Source organism: Nocardia sp. NPDC059177 (assembly GCF_042755165.1).
Taxonomy (GTDB): domain Bacteria; phylum Actinomycetota; class Actinomycetes; order Mycobacteriales; family Mycobacteriaceae; genus Nocardia.
Genome location: NZ_JBHZBX010000007.1, coordinates 1 through 15,529 on the forward strand (window position 1 = coordinate 1; position 15,529 = coordinate 15,529).

At 69.1% G+C, this 15,529-nt stretch carries 20 protein-coding genes; 10 read left to right on the plus strand and 10 right to left on the minus strand.

Translation table 11 applies throughout. The features are described 5' to 3' along the window. Positions 1 to 126: 126 nt before the first annotated feature. The 4 genes from rpsR to rpmB are packed head-to-tail and all read right to left on the minus strand — an operon-like array spanning position 127 to position 1,117. Positions 127 to 384, minus strand: coding sequence for a 30S ribosomal protein S18 (gene rpsR, locus ACFXK0_RS10695; RefSeq protein WP_067979995.1), 258 nt, complete (start codon positions 382 to 384; stop codon positions 127 to 129). A gap of 10 nt (positions 385 to 394) precedes the next feature. After that, complete coding sequence (rpsN, locus tag ACFXK0_RS10700) at positions 395 to 700, minus strand: 30S ribosomal protein S14 (RefSeq protein WP_379409833.1); 306 nt, start codon at positions 698 to 700, stop codon at positions 395 to 397. Beyond that, positions 700 to 870, minus strand: coding sequence for a 50S ribosomal protein L33 (gene rpmG / locus ACFXK0_RS10705; RefSeq protein ID WP_278261372.1), 171 nt, complete (start codon positions 868 to 870; stop codon positions 700 to 702). Before rpmG ends, rpsN begins: the two co-directional genes overlap by 1 nt. A 10-nt stretch (positions 871 to 880) precedes the next feature. Beyond that, positions 881 to 1,117, minus strand: coding sequence for a 50S ribosomal protein L28 (gene rpmB / locus ACFXK0_RS10710; RefSeq protein WP_019049258.1), 237 nt, complete (start codon positions 1,115 to 1,117; stop codon positions 881 to 883). Between the two features lie 104 nt (positions 1,118 to 1,221). Between rpmB and mrf the strand changes: the two genes are divergently transcribed. From mrf to rpmF, 3 genes are read left to right on the plus strand one after another with little or no spacing between them, the layout of a single operon-like run. Further along, complete coding sequence (gene mrf, locus ACFXK0_RS10715) at positions 1,222 to 2,520, plus strand: ribosome hibernation factor-recruiting GTPase MRF (protein WP_379409834.1); 1,299 nt, start codon at positions 1,222 to 1,224, stop codon at positions 2,518 to 2,520. Next, positions 2,517 to 2,783: a type B 50S ribosomal protein L31 gene (locus ACFXK0_RS10720; protein ID WP_379409835.1), complete on the plus strand. Its 267-nt coding sequence runs from the start codon at positions 2,517 to 2,519 to the stop codon at positions 2,781 to 2,783. Before mrf ends, ACFXK0_RS10720 begins: the two co-directional genes overlap by 4 nt. 3 nt (positions 2,784 to 2,786) lie before the next feature. Further along, positions 2,787 to 2,960: a 50S ribosomal protein L32 gene (rpmF, locus tag ACFXK0_RS10725; RefSeq protein WP_379409836.1), complete on the plus strand. Its 174-nt coding sequence runs from the start codon at positions 2,787 to 2,789 to the stop codon at positions 2,958 to 2,960. Between the two features lie 83 nt (positions 2,961 to 3,043). Here the strand turns inward: rpmF and ACFXK0_RS10730 are convergent, their stop codons facing one another. The 6 genes from ACFXK0_RS10730 to ACFXK0_RS10755 form a co-directional block, all read right to left on the minus strand. Continuing rightward, positions 3,044 to 3,268 carry a hypothetical protein gene (locus tag ACFXK0_RS10730; RefSeq protein WP_379409837.1) on the minus strand — a complete coding sequence of 75 codons (225 nt, stop codon included), beginning with the start codon at positions 3,266 to 3,268 and terminating at the stop codon, positions 3,044 to 3,046. A 488-nt stretch (positions 3,269 to 3,756) separates the two neighbouring features. Next, a complete protein-coding gene (locus tag ACFXK0_RS10735; RefSeq protein WP_379409839.1) occupies positions 3,757 to 4,521 on the minus strand; it encodes a hypothetical protein in 765 nt (254 codons plus the stop codon). Beyond that, complete coding sequence (locus ACFXK0_RS10740; RefSeq protein ID WP_379410151.1) at positions 4,514 to 5,113, minus strand: ATP/GTP-binding protein; 600 nt, start codon at positions 5,111 to 5,113, stop codon at positions 4,514 to 4,516. Before ACFXK0_RS10740 ends, ACFXK0_RS10735 begins: the two co-directional genes overlap by 8 nt. A gap of 4 nt (positions 5,114 to 5,117) precedes the next feature. Further along, a complete protein-coding gene (locus tag ACFXK0_RS10745; RefSeq protein ID WP_379409841.1) occupies positions 5,118 to 5,489 on the minus strand; it encodes a DUF742 domain-containing protein in 372 nt (123 codons plus the stop codon). 6 nt (positions 5,490 to 5,495) lie between these two features. Beyond that, positions 5,496 to 5,900, minus strand: coding sequence for a roadblock/LC7 domain-containing protein (locus tag ACFXK0_RS10750; protein ID WP_379409842.1), 405 nt, complete (start codon positions 5,898 to 5,900; stop codon positions 5,496 to 5,498). After that, the gene (locus tag ACFXK0_RS10755) at positions 5,897 to 8,740 is read right to left on the minus strand and encodes an ATP-binding protein (protein WP_379409843.1); all 2,844 of its coding nucleotides are present in this window, start codon (positions 8,738 to 8,740) and stop codon (positions 5,897 to 5,899) included. The genes ACFXK0_RS10750 and ACFXK0_RS10755 overlap by 4 nt, the downstream gene beginning before the upstream one ends. 303 nt (positions 8,741 to 9,043) lie before the next feature. On the opposite strand from ACFXK0_RS10755, the gene ACFXK0_RS10760 reads away from it, so the two are divergent. From ACFXK0_RS10760 to ACFXK0_RS10790, 7 genes are all read left to right on the plus strand, one after another. After that, positions 9,044 to 9,730 carry a response regulator transcription factor gene (locus ACFXK0_RS10760; RefSeq protein WP_379409844.1) on the plus strand — a complete coding sequence of 229 codons (687 nt, stop codon included), beginning with the start codon at positions 9,044 to 9,046 and terminating at the stop codon, positions 9,728 to 9,730. A gap of 9 nt (positions 9,731 to 9,739) precedes the next feature. Beyond that, positions 9,740 to 11,194 carry an ATP-binding protein gene (locus ACFXK0_RS10765; protein ID WP_379409845.1) on the plus strand — a complete coding sequence of 485 codons (1,455 nt, stop codon included), beginning with the start codon at positions 9,740 to 9,742 and terminating at the stop codon, positions 11,192 to 11,194. Positions 11,195 to 11,290: 96 nt separating this feature from the next. Continuing rightward, positions 11,291 to 12,739 (plus strand): S1C family serine protease, encoded by a 1,449-nt coding sequence (locus tag ACFXK0_RS10770; protein ID WP_379409846.1) that lies wholly within the window; start codon positions 11,291 to 11,293, stop codon positions 12,737 to 12,739. Next, positions 12,736 to 13,281: a molybdenum cofactor biosynthesis protein B gene (locus ACFXK0_RS10775; RefSeq protein ID WP_375930051.1), complete on the plus strand. Its 546-nt coding sequence runs from the start codon at positions 12,736 to 12,738 to the stop codon at positions 13,279 to 13,281. Before ACFXK0_RS10770 ends, ACFXK0_RS10775 begins: the two co-directional genes overlap by 4 nt. A 5-nt stretch (positions 13,282 to 13,286) precedes the next feature. Beyond that, positions 13,287 to 13,478: a hypothetical protein gene (locus ACFXK0_RS10780; RefSeq protein WP_379409847.1), complete on the plus strand. Its 192-nt coding sequence runs from the start codon at positions 13,287 to 13,289 to the stop codon at positions 13,476 to 13,478. A 521-nt stretch (positions 13,479 to 13,999) separates the two neighbouring features. Then, positions 14,000 to 14,677, plus strand: coding sequence for an MspA family porin (locus ACFXK0_RS10785; RefSeq protein WP_379409848.1), 678 nt, complete (start codon positions 14,000 to 14,002; stop codon positions 14,675 to 14,677). Between the two features lie 64 nt (positions 14,678 to 14,741). Beyond that, positions 14,742 to 15,401, plus strand: coding sequence for an MspA family porin (locus tag ACFXK0_RS10790; RefSeq protein ID WP_379409849.1), 660 nt, complete (start codon positions 14,742 to 14,744; stop codon positions 15,399 to 15,401). Positions 15,402 to 15,529: the final 128 nt, after the last annotated feature.

Here is a 15,529-nt window from a genome sequence, read left to right on the forward strand (position 1 = left end):
CAAAGCGCTCGACTGGGATACCCCAGCCGAGCGTTTGCGTGATCTACTTACCGCCTAACACCACGCAGTGTTGCGACGACCCCTGGAAACCGCCCTGTTGCCTCGGGGCCATTTTCGTGCCGGCGTCTACTTCGTCGTGGTGAACGGCAGCAACGCCATCTCGCGCGCGTTCTTCACCGCGACGGCGACCTGTCGCTGCTGCTGCGGGGTCAGCCCGGTGACCCGGCGGCTGCGGATCTTGCCGCGGTCGGAGATGAAGGTGCGCAGCAGGTTGACGTCTTTGTAGTCGACGTATTCGATGCCCGCGGCGATCAGCGGGTTCTTCTTCGGCTTGCGGCCCTGCTCGGCGCGGGCCTTCTTGGACGGTGCTCGCTTCACTGCCATGGAATTTTCCTTACCAGCTCGATTTGTGGACCCCGGGGAGCTCGCCCCGGTGGGCCATCTCGCGCACACGGACACGGGAAAGGCCGAACTTCCGGAGATGGCCGCGTGGCCGTCCATCAGCAGCATCCCGATTGCGCAATCGTACCGGACTGGCATCGCGCGGCTGGGCGCGCAGTTCGGCCTGTGCGGCCGCGCGCACCTCGTCGTCGGTGCCCGGCTTGCGGATGAGTTCTTTGAGCTCGGCCCGGCGCGCGGCGTAGCGTTCGACGATCGCGCGCCGCTGCTCGTTGCGGGCGATCTTGGACTTCTTCGCCATCAGCGCTCCTCGCGGAAATCGACGTGCTTGCGCACAACGGGGTCGTATTTGCGCAGGACCAGGCGGTCGGGGTCGTTGCGCCGGTTCTTGCGGGTGACATAGGTGTAGCCGGTGCCCGCGGTGGACTTCAGTTTCACGATCGGCCGGAGTTCGGTTGCTTTCGAGGCCATGGATCAGCTCCTAGATCTTGTCGCCCCGGGCGCGGATGCGGGCCACCACGGCCTCGATCCCGTCCCGGTCGATGGTCTTGATGCCCTTGGCGGAGACCGTCAGCGTGATGCGACGGCCCTCGCTGGGTAGGTAGTAGGTCTTGCGCTGGATATTGGGGTTCCAGCGCCGGTTGGTGCGCCGGTGCGAGTGCGAGACGGCTTTCCCGAACCCGGGCTTGCGACCGGTGACCTGGCAGTGGGCCGACATGCGACCTCCCTCCATGGTGATGACAACCATTTTCGACAACAGGTATTCCGCACTGTACCGTTGGGCCTCGGGTAAATGAAAATCGTTATCGAAAGGGGTGCCGGGTGCTGGACCAATCCGACCGGAGAACGCCCGTGGTGCTGCTGGCCGGCTTCTCCGGACCCGCCATGCGCGGCGTCGAGCACATCGCGGCGACGCTGAGCGAGGACGCGGGCACCGTGGTGGTGCACCACGACCTCGCCGAACTACGCGAAGGCGTGGTGCGCCGCACCGTGCGCACCGCGGGAAACACCACGACCACGGTGCTCGAGCTGGCGCACGGCTGCGTGTCGTGCACGCTGCGCGCGGATCTGCTGCCGATGCTGTGCACGCTCGCCGCGCGCGAGCCGGTGCGCCGCATCGTGCTCGCCCTGGATCCGGCGATCGAGGCCGAGGCGCTGTGCCAGGCGATCGAGACCGTCGTGGTCACCGGAGTGGCCGATCGGGTCGACGGTCCCGCGAGCCGCAACGTGCGGATCGAGGCCGTGCTGACCTGCCTGGACGGGCAGCAGTGGCTGGCCGATGCCACCGGCGACGAGGCGCTGGCCGATCGCGGCCTGGCCGCCGCCGACGACGAGCGCACGGTCGCCCAGGTCGCGGTCGGGCAGGTCGATTTCGCCGACGCGCTGGTGGTGCTGGCCGCGGACGCGTTCGAGCGCGAACGGCTCGGCGCGGTCCTGGACCGGCTCGCGCCCGCGGCCCCGGTGGCCTGGCTCGACGCGCTCGACGGCTTCGACGCCATGGAGATCGGCGCGCTGCTGACCCGCGTGCCCGCCGATGCCCGGCGCGGCCGGATCTTCGACGCGCACGCTCCGCTGCTGCGCGGCCAGCCGCCGCTGAGCACCGACTGCGGTGTCACGCTCATCGAATTCGCCGCGCGCAGGCCGTTCCATCCGGTCCGCCTGCACGACGCCCTGGACGTGCTCTTCGACGGCGTGGTCACCGCGCGCGGCCGGATCTGGCTCGCGACCCAGCCCGATCAGGTGGTCTGGCTCGAATCCGCGGGCGGTGGTCTGCGGGTCGGCGGCGCCGGGCGCTGGCTGGCGGCCATGACACCGGCGGAGCAGGCGGGCGCCGATCCCGATCGCCGGGCGATGGCCGCGCTGCGCTGGGACGAGCGTTTCGGCGATCGCGATGTGTCGCTGGTGATCCTGGCCCACGACGTCGACCCCGCCGAGATCCGGCACGCCCTGCACTGGGCGCTGGTCGAGGACGACGAGCTGCTGCTGGTCGACCGTGCGCCGGAGCGAGTCGCGCTGTGGGAGGACCCCTTCGGCGACTGGCACGAAGACCCGTGCGCCGATCCGGCCGAGGCTCCCGCCACGGCGAGCGAGCGCACCAACCCGAGAGGAGAAACGCCATGAGAACGGGTATCCACCCCGACTACCACCCGGTCGTGTTCGAGGACGCGAGCACCGGCAAGCAGTTCCTGACCCGATCCACCGCGACCAGCGACCGGACCGTCGACTGGACAGACGGCAACACGTACCCGTTGCTGATGGTGGACGTGACCTCGGATTCGCACCCGTTCTGGACGGGCACCCATCGCAACCTCGACACCCAGGGCCGGGTGGAGAAATTCGAGCGCAAGTACGGAAAGCGTGCGCGCGCGGGCAAGGAGGGCTGACCCATGGCGGTTCCCAAGCGCAGGATGTCGCGCTCGAACACCCGCAGCAGGCGTTCGCAGTGGAAGGCGAGCGCACCGCAGCTGGTCCCGGTGACCGTGGCGGGCGTCGAATACCGGGTGCCACGCCGTATCGTCAACGCTGTGCGACGTGGCCTGATCGACCCTTCGCGGATCTGAGGGACGCGCGGCACCGGAGTCGGGGTACCGACACCACAACGGCCTGCCAGGGAAACCTGGCAGGCCGTTGCTGATAAGGGCTTTCAGCCCTCGCGCTTGGACAGTTCGACCAAGGTCGCGGCGAGCTGGAAGAACTTGTTGTTGCCCAGATCGGCGATGGTCTTGATCTTCAGCGCGTCGAGCAGCTGCTTGTCGTGCGCCTCGGTGAGGCCGGCCAGGGCTGACGGCGGCGCGGCGAGGATCTCTTCGAGCGTCTTGTTCTCGAATTCCTTGTCGAGAACTTTGTCGAGCACCACGTTGACGGCCATACGAACTCCTTCGGACGAACCTGGGATGTGCTGGGCGAGACGGACGCGCCCTGTTCGCGACGATAGTCCGCGCGGGTGCGGTGTGGGGTCCGAACGCGCCGTGGCTGGGCGGTTCGTGGGACTCTGCTGTTCAGGGGTCTTGCGTGGGAGCTGTTGTGCCTGTTCACGGCTCTGCGGCGCCGACAGGGCAATTGCCTGGTTAACGATGTGACGCACGCCACTTGGCATGAACCGGGTCGGCGGCTTGCCGGTCGATTGCTGGCGACCTCGTTACCGACTCGCGGTTTGTTTTCTCGCACAAGAGAATTCCGGAACACCTGATGCGGAGTTGTAGACAGGTATGTACTCTCGTGCGGGAGGGCGGGTTCTCCGGTGACGGAGAACCCGCTCATCGCCACTTCAGGGGCGGTTTTCGGGCCGGATCGGGCCCCACGCGCAGGATTTCGCGAATGGGGCGGACGTCCACAAATATTCCGGCAAACCGGACGTTAGCTGGTCGTCGAGGGCGCCACGACATCGCGCCGATCCGGCGCCACCAGCACCGCGGTGATCGGCACCGTCAGCCCCAGCGCGCCGAGCACGAACATCGGGAACACCAGGTCGAACAGCTGCAGTCCCTCGGGCGCGAGATTGCCCGGGTCGACCGCGAACTCCAGCGCCGAGACCCCGAGGTAGTACACCCCGGCGACACCGAGCGCGAACAGCACCGACGCCAGGACACGCAGGCCGATCAGCCGCACTGTCTGGAACGCCCACAGCGTCGCCACGCACAACGCCATCGACGCCAGCACCGCGAGCCCGATGATCGGCAGCGACTCCTCGACGGTGCCCTGCACGGCGAGCGCGTCCAGGGTCAGATAGGTCGAGAGCCCGGTGCCCAGGCCCATGGTCAGCCCGCCGATGATCAGCCGGGGCAGCTGCGGCGTCCGGCCGCTGATCAGCAGGCCGGCCAGCACGCCGACCACCGCGATGGCCAGCGCCGAGGTGCCGATCGGGGCGCTGTAGCGCACGGGGCTGTCGTGCACCCGAACGCCCAGCAACGCCACCGAATTCGCCAGCCAGAGCCCGACGCCGCCGAGCGAGACCGCCGCCATCGTCAACCAGAGCAGGCGGAACTTGATCGAGTACTTCGCGTGGCGCACGCAGGCGAAAGCCACCAGCGCGCCGAGTGTGGAGAGCGCGACCGCGAGCCAGGCGATGCCGCCCCCGCGTCCGAACGTGTCTGCTCCGGTCGCGGCGAGCGTGTCAACCACGCCTGCCCGCCCCCTCGAATTCCTGCGGTTCGAGCTGGGCGATGGCGTATTCGGTCACCGCCGCCAGCGCCTGACGGACCTCGACGGCATTGCGCGCGTCGATGTCGACGATCGGGATGCCCTCGCGCACCGAGAGCGCTTCGCGCAGTTCGGCGATGGGGAAGCGGGGGGCGTTGGGGAAACGGTTGACCGCGATCAGGAACGGCAGACCACGCGCCTCGAAGAAGTCGACCGCGGCGAAACTGTCTTCCAGCCTGCGGGTATCGATCAGCACCACAGCACCGATGGCGCCGCGGATCAGGTCGTCCCACATGAACCAGAACCGCTTCTGGCCCGGCGTGCCGAACAGGTACAGCACCAGGTTGCCCGGCAGCACGATGCGGCCGAAGTCCATCGCGACGGTGGTGGTCTCCTTCTCCGGCGTCTCGGCGAGATCGTCGATGCCGTCGGAGAAGTGAGTCACCATCGCTTCGGTGCGCAGCGGCACGATCTCCGAGACCGCACCGACGAAAGTGGTTTTGCCGGCGCCGAAACCACCGGCCACGACGATCTTCGTCGACGCGACCCGTTGATCCGGTGTCGGTGGGCGCATCCCCTCAGAGGCCACGGAGTCCACGCAAAGTCCTCTCCATCAGTGATCGTCGTTCGTCGTAGCTCGCCTGCTCGGTCAGCGTCGAATGCACTCGAAGAATCCCGCCCACTACGAGATCACCGATCATCACCCGGACCATACCCAGTGGGCGCCCGAGGTATGCGGCGATTTCGGCGACCGAGAGCCGATGTGTGCCGAGACGCACGATTTCGGTCCGCAGATCGCCTGCGGGCCATTCCAGGTGTGCGGTATAGGAAACCGTCTCGATCACCGCCTCCAGCGGCAGCGCGACGGCGGGTTCGGTGCGGCCGGAGGTCAGCGCGTAGGGCCTGACCCGGGTCGTCGGCCGGTTTTCAGATCCGTATGGGCTCGACATCTCACCTCAGCCGGCGGAGCGGGCGGTGGCGGTGACCGCCGAGCCCACCCGGTCGACGAGCAACGCCATCTCGTAGCCGATCCGGCCGATGTCGTGGCTCTTGTTGGCCAGCACCGCCAGGTGCGAGCCGTTTCCGACACTCATCACCAGCAGGTAGCCACGCTGCATCTCCACGATCGACTGCATCACCTTGCCGCCGTCGAACAGGTGCGCGGCACCCATCGACAGGCTCGCCAGGCCTGCGGTCACCGCCGCCAGCTGCTCGGCGCGCTCGGACGGCAGGTGCGGACTGGTCGCCTGCAGCAGACCGTCGGCGGAGACGAGCACCGCGTGCGAGACCCCGGGCACATCCCTGGTGAAGCGGGCCACCAGCCAGTTCAGGTTCTCGTCTGTGGGATGCGCGTTGCTCATTCGAGGCCTCCGTCGTTGTGCTGGATCTCGGCGCGGCCGCTTCGCACGCCGCTGAGATGTCGGGTCAAGTTGTTGCGGATCTCCTCGGGATCGCGCGGGCCCGCTTCCTCGGCCGGCGTGAGACCACCGGGCACCAGCTGGGCGCCCGGCCGCCGGATCGGCAGGCCGCCGACGGTACGTGAGGAGGTCGACGGATGATCGGCACTGGCCGCGGCCGACCAGCCGTCGTCACCGGGCGCGCTCCACGAGGGCGCGGGCGCGCTCGATTCGACGGGCGCGGTGGCGGGTTCGACCAGCCATTCCGAGACCATCCGCTGATAGATGGGGGTCGGCGCCTCGCCGGTCACCGGTTGCAGCCGGGTACTCGTGGTGGGCGCCGGGTCGGCCTCGACGGGCCGCGGTAACGGCTCCGGGATCGGCTCGGGTTCCGGAGCCGGGGTGGGTTCGGGGGTGTGGGCGTCGGCGAGTGACGGCGCCGTCAGGCGCGGCGGCAGGCCGATGGGGCGCGGTGTGGTCGCCGTCGGCTCGGGGGCAGTGCTCGCCGGCACCGGGACGGGCAGGTCGTCGGTGTCGTGCTCGGCCCACAGCCCGGTCGGTTCCTCGGGCTCGGGTTCCGGCTCGGCGGGCATCGGCTCGCGGATCACGGCCACCGGTTCGGGCACCGGCGGCGGCACGACACCCGGACGGCGCTGCGGCAGACCGGCTTCGGTCAACGGGGCCTTCGGATCGAGCGGGACCAGGGTCGGTCCGGTCGGCACGAGCGGCTGCGGACCGGTCGGCACCAGCGGATGCGAGCCGGTGGACGACACGGGCGCGATCAGCGGCTGCGGGCCGGTCGCCGCCGAGGGCAGCAGCGGGCTGCCGAGATCGGGGTCGACGATCGGGTTCGGGCCGGTGATGTCGGCCGGGGTCAGCGCGTGCGGGCCGATCGGGCCCGAGCCGGGCGCGACGATCGGGTTGGGCCCGGTCGCCGGACCCGAGGACGCGGGCGACGGCGCGACCAGCGCGTTGGGCAGATGCACGCCCGCGGTGATGCCGGGCTGCGGTGCCTGCCCGGCGGTGCGGCGCAGGCTGACGGTGATGGTGTGCCGCTTGGCCAGCCGGCCGACCACGAAAAGACCCATCCGGCGGGCGGTCTCGATGGTGACCTCACCACCGGAGGCGAGCCGGTCGTTGGTGGTCTGCAGATCCTCGGCCGACATACCGAGACCGCGGTCGGTGATCTCGATCAGGTAGCCGCCGTCGACCGCGCGCCCGACGATGACCGCCACCGAGGTGCTCGGCGGCGAGTAGCGCAGCGCGTTGTCGATGAGTTCGGCGAGCAGATGCTCGATGTCGACCGCGGACTCACCGGCCACGACACCGTCGGGCACATTGCCGATCTCGACGCGCTGGTAGTCCTCCACCTGGGAGACCGCGCTCCAGAGCATGTCCGACAGCGGCACCGGCGGCAGATGACCGCGGCGCAGCACGGTGCCGGCGAGCACCAGCAGGTTGTCGCCGTTGCGGCGCATGCGGGTGGCAAGATGGTCGAGGCGGAACAGCGTCTGCAGCCGCGTCGGGTTGTCCTCGTCGTGTTCGAGTTCCTCGATGAGCGCGAGCTGCTGCTCGACCAGCGACTGGCTGCGCCGCGACAGCGTCTCGAACATGTTGCCGATCTGCAGGCGCAGGCGTGCCTGGTCGGCGGCCAGATTCAGCGCCTGCTCGTGGATCTCGTCGACGGCGCGGGCGAGCTGGCCGACCTCGTCGGTGGAATGGATACCCACCGGGGCGATCTCGGGGGTCGCGCCGCCGCTGCGCACCACGGCCAGCTCCTCGGGCAGCTTCACGTGGGCGACCTCGAGCGCGTCGCGGCGCAGCCTGCGCACCGGGACGACCAGCGTGCGGGCCACCGCCAGCGCCAGCGCCAGACCGGCCAGCAACATGCCGAGCACCAGGGTGGTCTCGCGCAGCGCGGCGGTCTGCGCGGTGGCGGTGTTGGTGTCGAGGGTCTTGTCGATGGTGTCGAGCAGGGCGTTGATGGTCGAGGCGTAGGTGTCGGCGCTGACCTGCAAGGTGTTGAGCACCGCGGCGTTTGTGGTCGGATCGCCGTTGTTCTGGCTGAACACGCTGATCCTGGTCTGCACCGCGTCCAGCAGCGAGGCCATCGCGCCCGCGTTCTCCGGCAGGATCATGCCGTAGGTCTTGATCATGGTCGACTCGGAACCGAGCTCGATGAGCATCTTGGCGCGCGCGCTCTGGGTACTGGTCGCCTCCGGGGAGACCACCAGCGTGCGCTCGCGGGTGAGCACCCGGCGTGCCTGGTGCAGCGCGGTCAGCTGCAGGAAGTAGCGCTGCACGACGAAGTCCTCGACCTGCGGGGTCTTGGCCAGCGCGTTGCCGATCCGCTCGCCGATCTCGTCGGTCTGCTCGCTGACCATCGCCGGCGAGCCGCCGCGCACGGTGTTGCGCAGGGTGGCGCCGGTGACGGTGGCCGCGGTGAGGTCAGCGGCGACGGCGGGGTCGATGCGGGCCGAGCGCAGCGCGCTCTGCACCTCGGCGAGGGCCTGGTCGTAGGTGGTCAGCGCGGCGTCGGTCTGCGGGTCGGCGATCGCACCCCAGTTGGCCGTCGCGGCGACGGCGAGTTGCTCGGTCGCGGTGGCGAATTTGACGACCGGCCGCAGCACGGTGGCCTGCTCGGTGGCGGCACCGAGCTGGGTCATCGTCTGTAGTTCGTTGTTGATCCGCAGGACGGCGAAGGCGGTGGCCAGCATCACCGGTAGCACCAGCACCACACCGACCTTGCGCGTTACCGACCAGTTGGACAGGCTGAATTGCCAGGAGCGCGATGCAGGTTCCATCCGCGTGCGTTGCCTCTGCTTCCACGTGTGACTCCGGCCCGCGCGGGGAGGTCGCGGAGCGATGCGAGCGCAGAACCAACTGGAGGTCTTGTTATACCGCAGGAAAGATACCGTGCTGGGTGATCAACGGCAATCCGGGCCACTGCCTAGGAAATTCGCCGAATATGCGCTGACACAAAGACGATTCGCGTGGCTTTGTCAAGACCTCCAACGTTCGCCGCGCGGCTGCCGGGGAACCGGCCCGCCACGCACCGCCACGCCCCCTCTCAGTGCGTTCTCAGTCGGTCACGGCAAACTGGGCACATGCGCATTCTGGTAGTCGACGACGATCGCGCCGTGCGGGAATCACTGCGCCGGTCACTGAGCTTCAACGGCTACACCGTCGACCTGGCGGTGGACGGCATGGACGCGCTCGAAAAAGTGACCGCTGCCAGGCCCGATGCCCTCGTACTCGACGTCATGATGCCGCGCCTGGACGGGCTGGAAGTCTGCCGCAGGCTGCGCAGCACCGGCGACGATCTGCCGATTCTCGTTTTGACCGCGCGCGATTCGGTCTCCGAACGGGTGGCCGGTCTGGACGCGGGCGCCGACGATTATTTGCCGAAGCCATTCGCGTTGGAGGAATTGCTGGCGCGTTTACGCGCGTTGCTGCGCAGGCGAACGCCCGATGCCGGCGAGGCGTCCGAGGCGATGGTGTTCGCCGATCTGTCGCTGGATCCGGTTACCCGGGAGGTCGCGCGAGCCGATCGCGCGATCAGCCTGACCCGCACCGAGTTCTCGTTGCTGGAGATGTTGATGGCCAATCCGCGGCGGGTGCTGACCCGCGGGCGCATCCTCGAGGAGGTCTGGGGCTACGACTTCCCGACCTCCGGCAACGCGCTCGAGGTCTACATCGGCTATTTGCGGCGCAAGACCGAGGCCGACGGCGAACAGCGACTGATCCACACGGTGCGCGGCGTCGGCTACGTGCTGCGCGAGACCCCTCCGTAGGCGGCGGGCATGGCACACAAGGAGCCGGCCGTCGCGGCCCTGCGCCGTCCACCGGACGCGGGCGAGATGCGCCCGCCGATGCCGCTGACGCGCTCGGTCTCGCTGCGCTGGCGGGTGACATTGCTGGCCGCCTCGGTGGTGCTGATCGCCGTCGCGGTCACCTCCATCGCGGCCTACGCGATGGTGGCGCGCTCGCTCTACGAAGATGTCGACGCCCAGCTCGAAGCGCGCGCGGCCACCATGATCAACAACAATTTCGAGACCCTGGGCTTCCAGTCCATCGTGCTGGCCGGGCTGTTCTCCAACGATGTCGGCGTCGCGCTGATCTACGCCGACCACAAGCCGTACATGCCGCCGCAGCAGACGATTCCGCCGGTCGGCGCCCAGGAGCTCGCCGTGGCCGACGGCAAGCTCAACTCGTCGCTGCGCACCGTCGGTGACCAGCGGGTGCTCGCCGTGCGCACGCACAGTGGCGCCACCTTGATCATCTCCCAGAAGCTCTACCGCACCCGCGAGGTGCTCGACCGGCTGGCCTGGCTGCTGTTCGTTGTCGGCGCGTGCGGTGTCGTGCTGGCCGCCGCGGCGGGCACCGCGGTCGGGCGCACCGGCCTGCGCCCGATCGCCCGGCTGACCGCCGCGACCGAGCGCGTCGCCCGCACCGACGACCTGACCCCGATCCCGGTCACCGGCGACGACGAACTGGCCCGGCTCACCGAGAGCTTCAACACCATGCTGCGCGCACTCGCCGAATCCCGCGACCGTCAACGCCGTCTCGTCGCCGACGCGGGCCACGAACTGCGCACCCCGCTGACCTCGCTGCGCACCAATATGGAGCTGCTCATCGCCTCCGGCAGGCCGGGCGCGCCCCAGCTGCCCGACGAGGACATGGCCGAGCTGCGCGCCGATGTGGTCGCCCAGATCGAGGAGCTGTCCACCCTGGTCGGCGACCTGGTCGACCTGGCCCGCGAGGACGCCCCCGAGACCGTGTACGAACGGGTGGATCTGGGTGAGGTGGCCGAGCGGGCGCTGGAACGGGCGCGGCGGCGCGGCGCCACCATCACCTTCGCCGCCGAGCTGCGGCCGTGGTTCGTCTACGGGCACGAGGCCGGGCTGGAACGCGCGGTGCTCAACGTCCTCGACAATGCCGCCAAGTGGAGCCCGGCCGACGCCGAGGTGCGCGTCACCATGCGCCCGGTGGGGGAGGGCCTGCTGGAACTGGCCGTCGGCGACGCCGGTCCCGGCATCCCGGTGGGTGAACGCGAGCTGGTCTTCGAGCGCTTCTACCGGACCACCGCCTCGCGTTCGATGCCCGGTTCCGGGCTCGGGCTGGCCATCGTCAAACAGGTGGTGACCAAGCACGGTGGCACGATCGCGGTGGACACCTCCGATCGGGGTGGGGTCCTGGTCCGGATCGTGCTGCCGGGCGAGGCGCCCGCCGTCCCCGACGAAGCCGACGCGATCTGACCGCGGGCCGGAGTCTCGGCGAACTGACGGGGCGATCTCAGCCGCCTCTCAGTACTCGCCGCGATGCTGGACAGCAAGCGTGAGGAGACAGACACCATGACCGACGATCCCCAGCAGCGACCTGCGGACCACCCCGCGACCGGCGCGGGCGGCGCGGATCATCACCCCGCCGAGCCGCCGCGCGCGCCCTTCCCCGGGCCGCACACCGGCGCCCACAGCTTCGGCACCGGCGCACAACCGCAGCACGGTCCCGAGTCGCGTTACGGCACGGGTCCGGAAGCGCCGTTCGCGCCGCCGCAGTACGGCGCGGGACCCGACGCCGGATATCCACCGCAGGGATTCGGGCAGGGATTCCTCGGCGCCTCGCAGGGTGAGCAGGGCTTCGGCCTGCCGCCGCAGGGTGGGCAACCCGGCCAGTACACGCAGGCCCCGGTCGCCCAGCGCAAGCCGCTGCGGCTGGGCCTGGTCGCGGGCGCCGCCGCGCTGGCACTGGTCAGTGGCGGTGTCGGCGGGGTGGTCGGCGTGCTGGCCACCGGTTCGGAGGCCGGCCAGGTCACCAATGCGCTCGAGGCGCCCAAACCCTCGGTGAACAATGTCGCCAACGCGCCCGCCGGGTCCACCCAGGCGGTCGCCCAGCGCGTGCTCCCCAGCGTGGTGATGATCAAGGTCGCGGGCAACCGCGCCTCGGGGGAGGGCTCCGGTGTCGTGCTGTCCTCCGACGGCCTGATCCTCACCAACAACCACGTCGCCGCCGGCGCGGGCAGCGGCGCGACGATGGAGGTGGTGTTCAACGACGGCAGCACCGCCCCGGCGACGATGATCGGCGCCGATCCGGTCTCGGATCTGGCCGTGATCAAGGTCAGCGGCAAGACCGGGCTCACCCCGATCGAACTGGGCACCTCCGACGGTCTCGCGGTGGGTCAGCCGGTGATCGCCATCGGTTCCCCGCTCGGCCTGGCGGGCACGGTCACCACCGGCATCGTCTCGGCACTGAACCGCCCGGTCTCCACCAGCGGCGAGGGCGTCCCCAGCCAGGTGAACCCGGTGATCGACGCGATCCAGACCGACGCCGCGATCAACCCGGGCAATTCCGGCGGCGCCCTGGTCGACGCCCAGGGCAAGCTGATCGGCATCAACACCGCCATCGCCAGCCTCGGCGGCGAGGCGGCCGGGGCCCAGAGCGGCTCCATCGGACTGGGTTTCGCGATCCCGGTCGACCAGGCCCGCCGGGTGGCCGACGAACTGATCAAGACCGGCCACGCCACCTACGCCCAGATCGGCATCAAACTGCGCGCCCAGGACACCGCGGCCCGGGTACTCGAGGTGACGCCGGGCAGTCCGGCGGACGAGGCCGGTATCCCCGCGGGCGCGATCATCACCCGGCTCGGCGACCGGCCGATCGACTCCGGCGACGCCTTGATCGCGGCGGTGCGTTCGCACCAGCCCGGCGACAAGGTGAAGGTCACCTACACCGACGAACAGGGCGGCAATGCCGAGACCGTCGAGGTCACGCTGACCGCCGCCGCGGCGGAGGGTGGCCGATGATGCGCTCGAGCGCTGCGCTGTCGTGTGTAGGCGCTACGGTGATGAGCATGGACATCGATGCTCCCGTGGCAGGGCGTGCACTGGTTGTTGTCGTCGACGATCGGACGGCGCATGGCGGCGTGGATTCGCTCGGCCCACTCGTCACCGAACTGCTCAACGAGGCGGGCTTTCTGGTCGACGCCTCGGTGAGTGTGCAGGCCGAGGAGGTCGAGATCCGCAATGCCCTCAACACCGCGGTGATCGGCGGTGTCGACCTGGTGATCTCGGTCGGCGGCACCGGGATGTCCCCGCGTGACGTCACCCCGGAGGCGACCACTCAGGTGCTGGACCGGGATCTGCCCGGCATCACCGAGGCGCTGCGGGCCTCGGGCCGGGTGGCCGGTTCGCTCGACGCCGGTCTCTCGCGCGGGGTCGCCGGTATCTCCGGCAGCACCCTGGTGGTGAACCTGCCGGGGACCAGGGCCGCGATCCGCGACGGCATGGCCACGCTGGGCCCGCTGGCGAGCAAGGTGATCGGCGAGCTCTCCGGCTTGGACGAGTGACATCGATGCCGACACCGGACAGCACGTCGCCGCGGGATCAGGACGAGGTCCGGCGCAAGGCCGCCGAGGCACTGCGCCTGGCCCGGATCTTCGGTGACGTGCTGCCCGATACCACCGGTGACGAGCGGGGCGAACAGTCGCGCCGCTCCGATAACGACGAATGGTTACGGTCGCAGGTACCGCCGCACCACGGGTGACCATGCCGTTATCTACGTAGTGCCTACGTAATAATACTCCGCAGTAATGTCCTTTTTGCGGTGATTGCGAACCGGTGACAATTCCCCCAGACCACGCGAGAGCGTGGTCTTTTTGTCGTATAAGGGTGGTTCGCCGCGGTTGAACCACCTCTGGTCGACCCCCGTTGACACGGCCGCCGCCGAGGGCATTGATGCATGTCAAAGCATGTGGCGATGTGCGCACATGTGCCCCGGGTCACGATGAAATTTACGAACTCTTTCCCTGGCGTATTGCTGCTCGAGCGTTTAATGTTCGCCATCGAGCCATCAACTACTGGCCCCCGCAGTACCCACTTCCGTGAGTTGATCCACACCGGTGAACCCTGGCTCGGGTTCGTCACGCCGGCCCCGTCTGTATCGCCGAAATAACAGTTGGTTACGCAACGGCAACAAAGGGGCGACACACTGAGCTGGGCCTGTGAGGTCCATCCGTTCGGTCTCGAAAGTCGAGACCGGCTGTTAGACACCTGATGAGGGGAAGTATGAGCGAGAACCGCACCACCGGTGTGCGCCGCGGCGCCCGTGTCGCGGGCGTCGGCGCTGCCGCCGCCGTGGCCTTCGGTCTGCTGTCGACCGGCGCCGCCAACGCCGATACCTTCGTGCCGTTGCCGGACGGTCAGAAGGTCAGCCCCGCGGGCGTGACGATCACCCGCACCGCCGAGCATGCCCTGATCTCCCCGTCGCTCGCCGCCAACGGCGCGGGCCGCGTCGTCTGGGTCTCGGGCACCGCCATCGCCGAGGTCGCCAACACCCCCGAGGGTGAGGTCGGCCCCTGGAACGGTCCGTCGGGCCGTCCCGGTTCCAACAACTCCTCCACCCACGGCGCCTCCCAGCTGAACACCGGCTACATCGTCGGTTGCCAGGTGAGCATCGCCGACGACGCGATCGGCGCCGGTGTGTCCGGCGGCATCAGCACCGGCGGCGTGACCGCCGGCGGCTCGATCGGTGTCAACCTGGGCCCGGGCGAGGTCAAGTTCGTGCAGATCAGCTCGAAGGACATCCTGAAGGCAGGCACCTACGCCATCGATTACCAGGACGCGGAGATCGAAATCCAGGGCTGCGCCGGCTACGCGCAGGCCAGGGCCTACACCGTGGTCGAGATCATCGGTTCCCACTACTCGAAGACCACCCTCTACGGCATGCCGTTCAGCATCGGCTGACGTCTTCGAACCGGTACGAATCTTCTTCTCGCTGCGGCGAACTCACTCCTCGAGGGACAAATCAATGATCAACCGTAAGTACCTGGCGAAGGTGGCGGGCGTCAGCGCCGCGGCCACCGTGGCCGTCGGCCTGTTCTCCACGGGTGCGGCCAACGCCGACACCTTCGTGCCGCTGCCGGGCGGCCACATCACCAAGACGCTGTCCGACGGCACCGTCGTCGACATCAGCCTGGTCGGCGAATCGGCCAACATCAACCCGTCGATGGGCTCCACCCCCCTGCACCGCAACGCCTGGGTCTCCGGTAGCGCGCAGGTCACCGTCTCCGACGGCGGCTCCGGCAAGATCTACCCCGGTTACACCGTCGGCTGCCAGGTCAACATCTCCGGCGGCGGCGTCTCCGGCGGCGGCGATGTCGGCAGCGACTGGGAGGGCAACGTCGACGCCGGCGTGAACACCGGCGGCGAGCTCTCGCTCGGCCCCGGCCAGTCCTCCTCGTTCTACATTCTCGATCTCGAGAAGGCCGACGACTACGGCTCCGAGTCGCACAGCAAGTCCAACAAGTTCACCGACGGCTCCGGCTCGGTGACCTGGGCCGATACCACCATCGGGCTGTCGGGCTGCGCCGGCTACGCGCAGGCGCGCGCCTTCGTCAGCGTCGAGGTGGAAACCGAGAACGTGATCAGCTGGGTCACCCTCTGGGGCCAGCCCTTCAGCCTGGGCTGATCCACACTCACACCAGAACACAAAACGGGCCGGTCGCCACGCGACCGGCCCGTTTGTTGTCCTCTCGACGCGACAGCGCTGGACATCGGCCGGTCGGCTCACTATGTTTGGGGCGGCTTTCAGCTTTC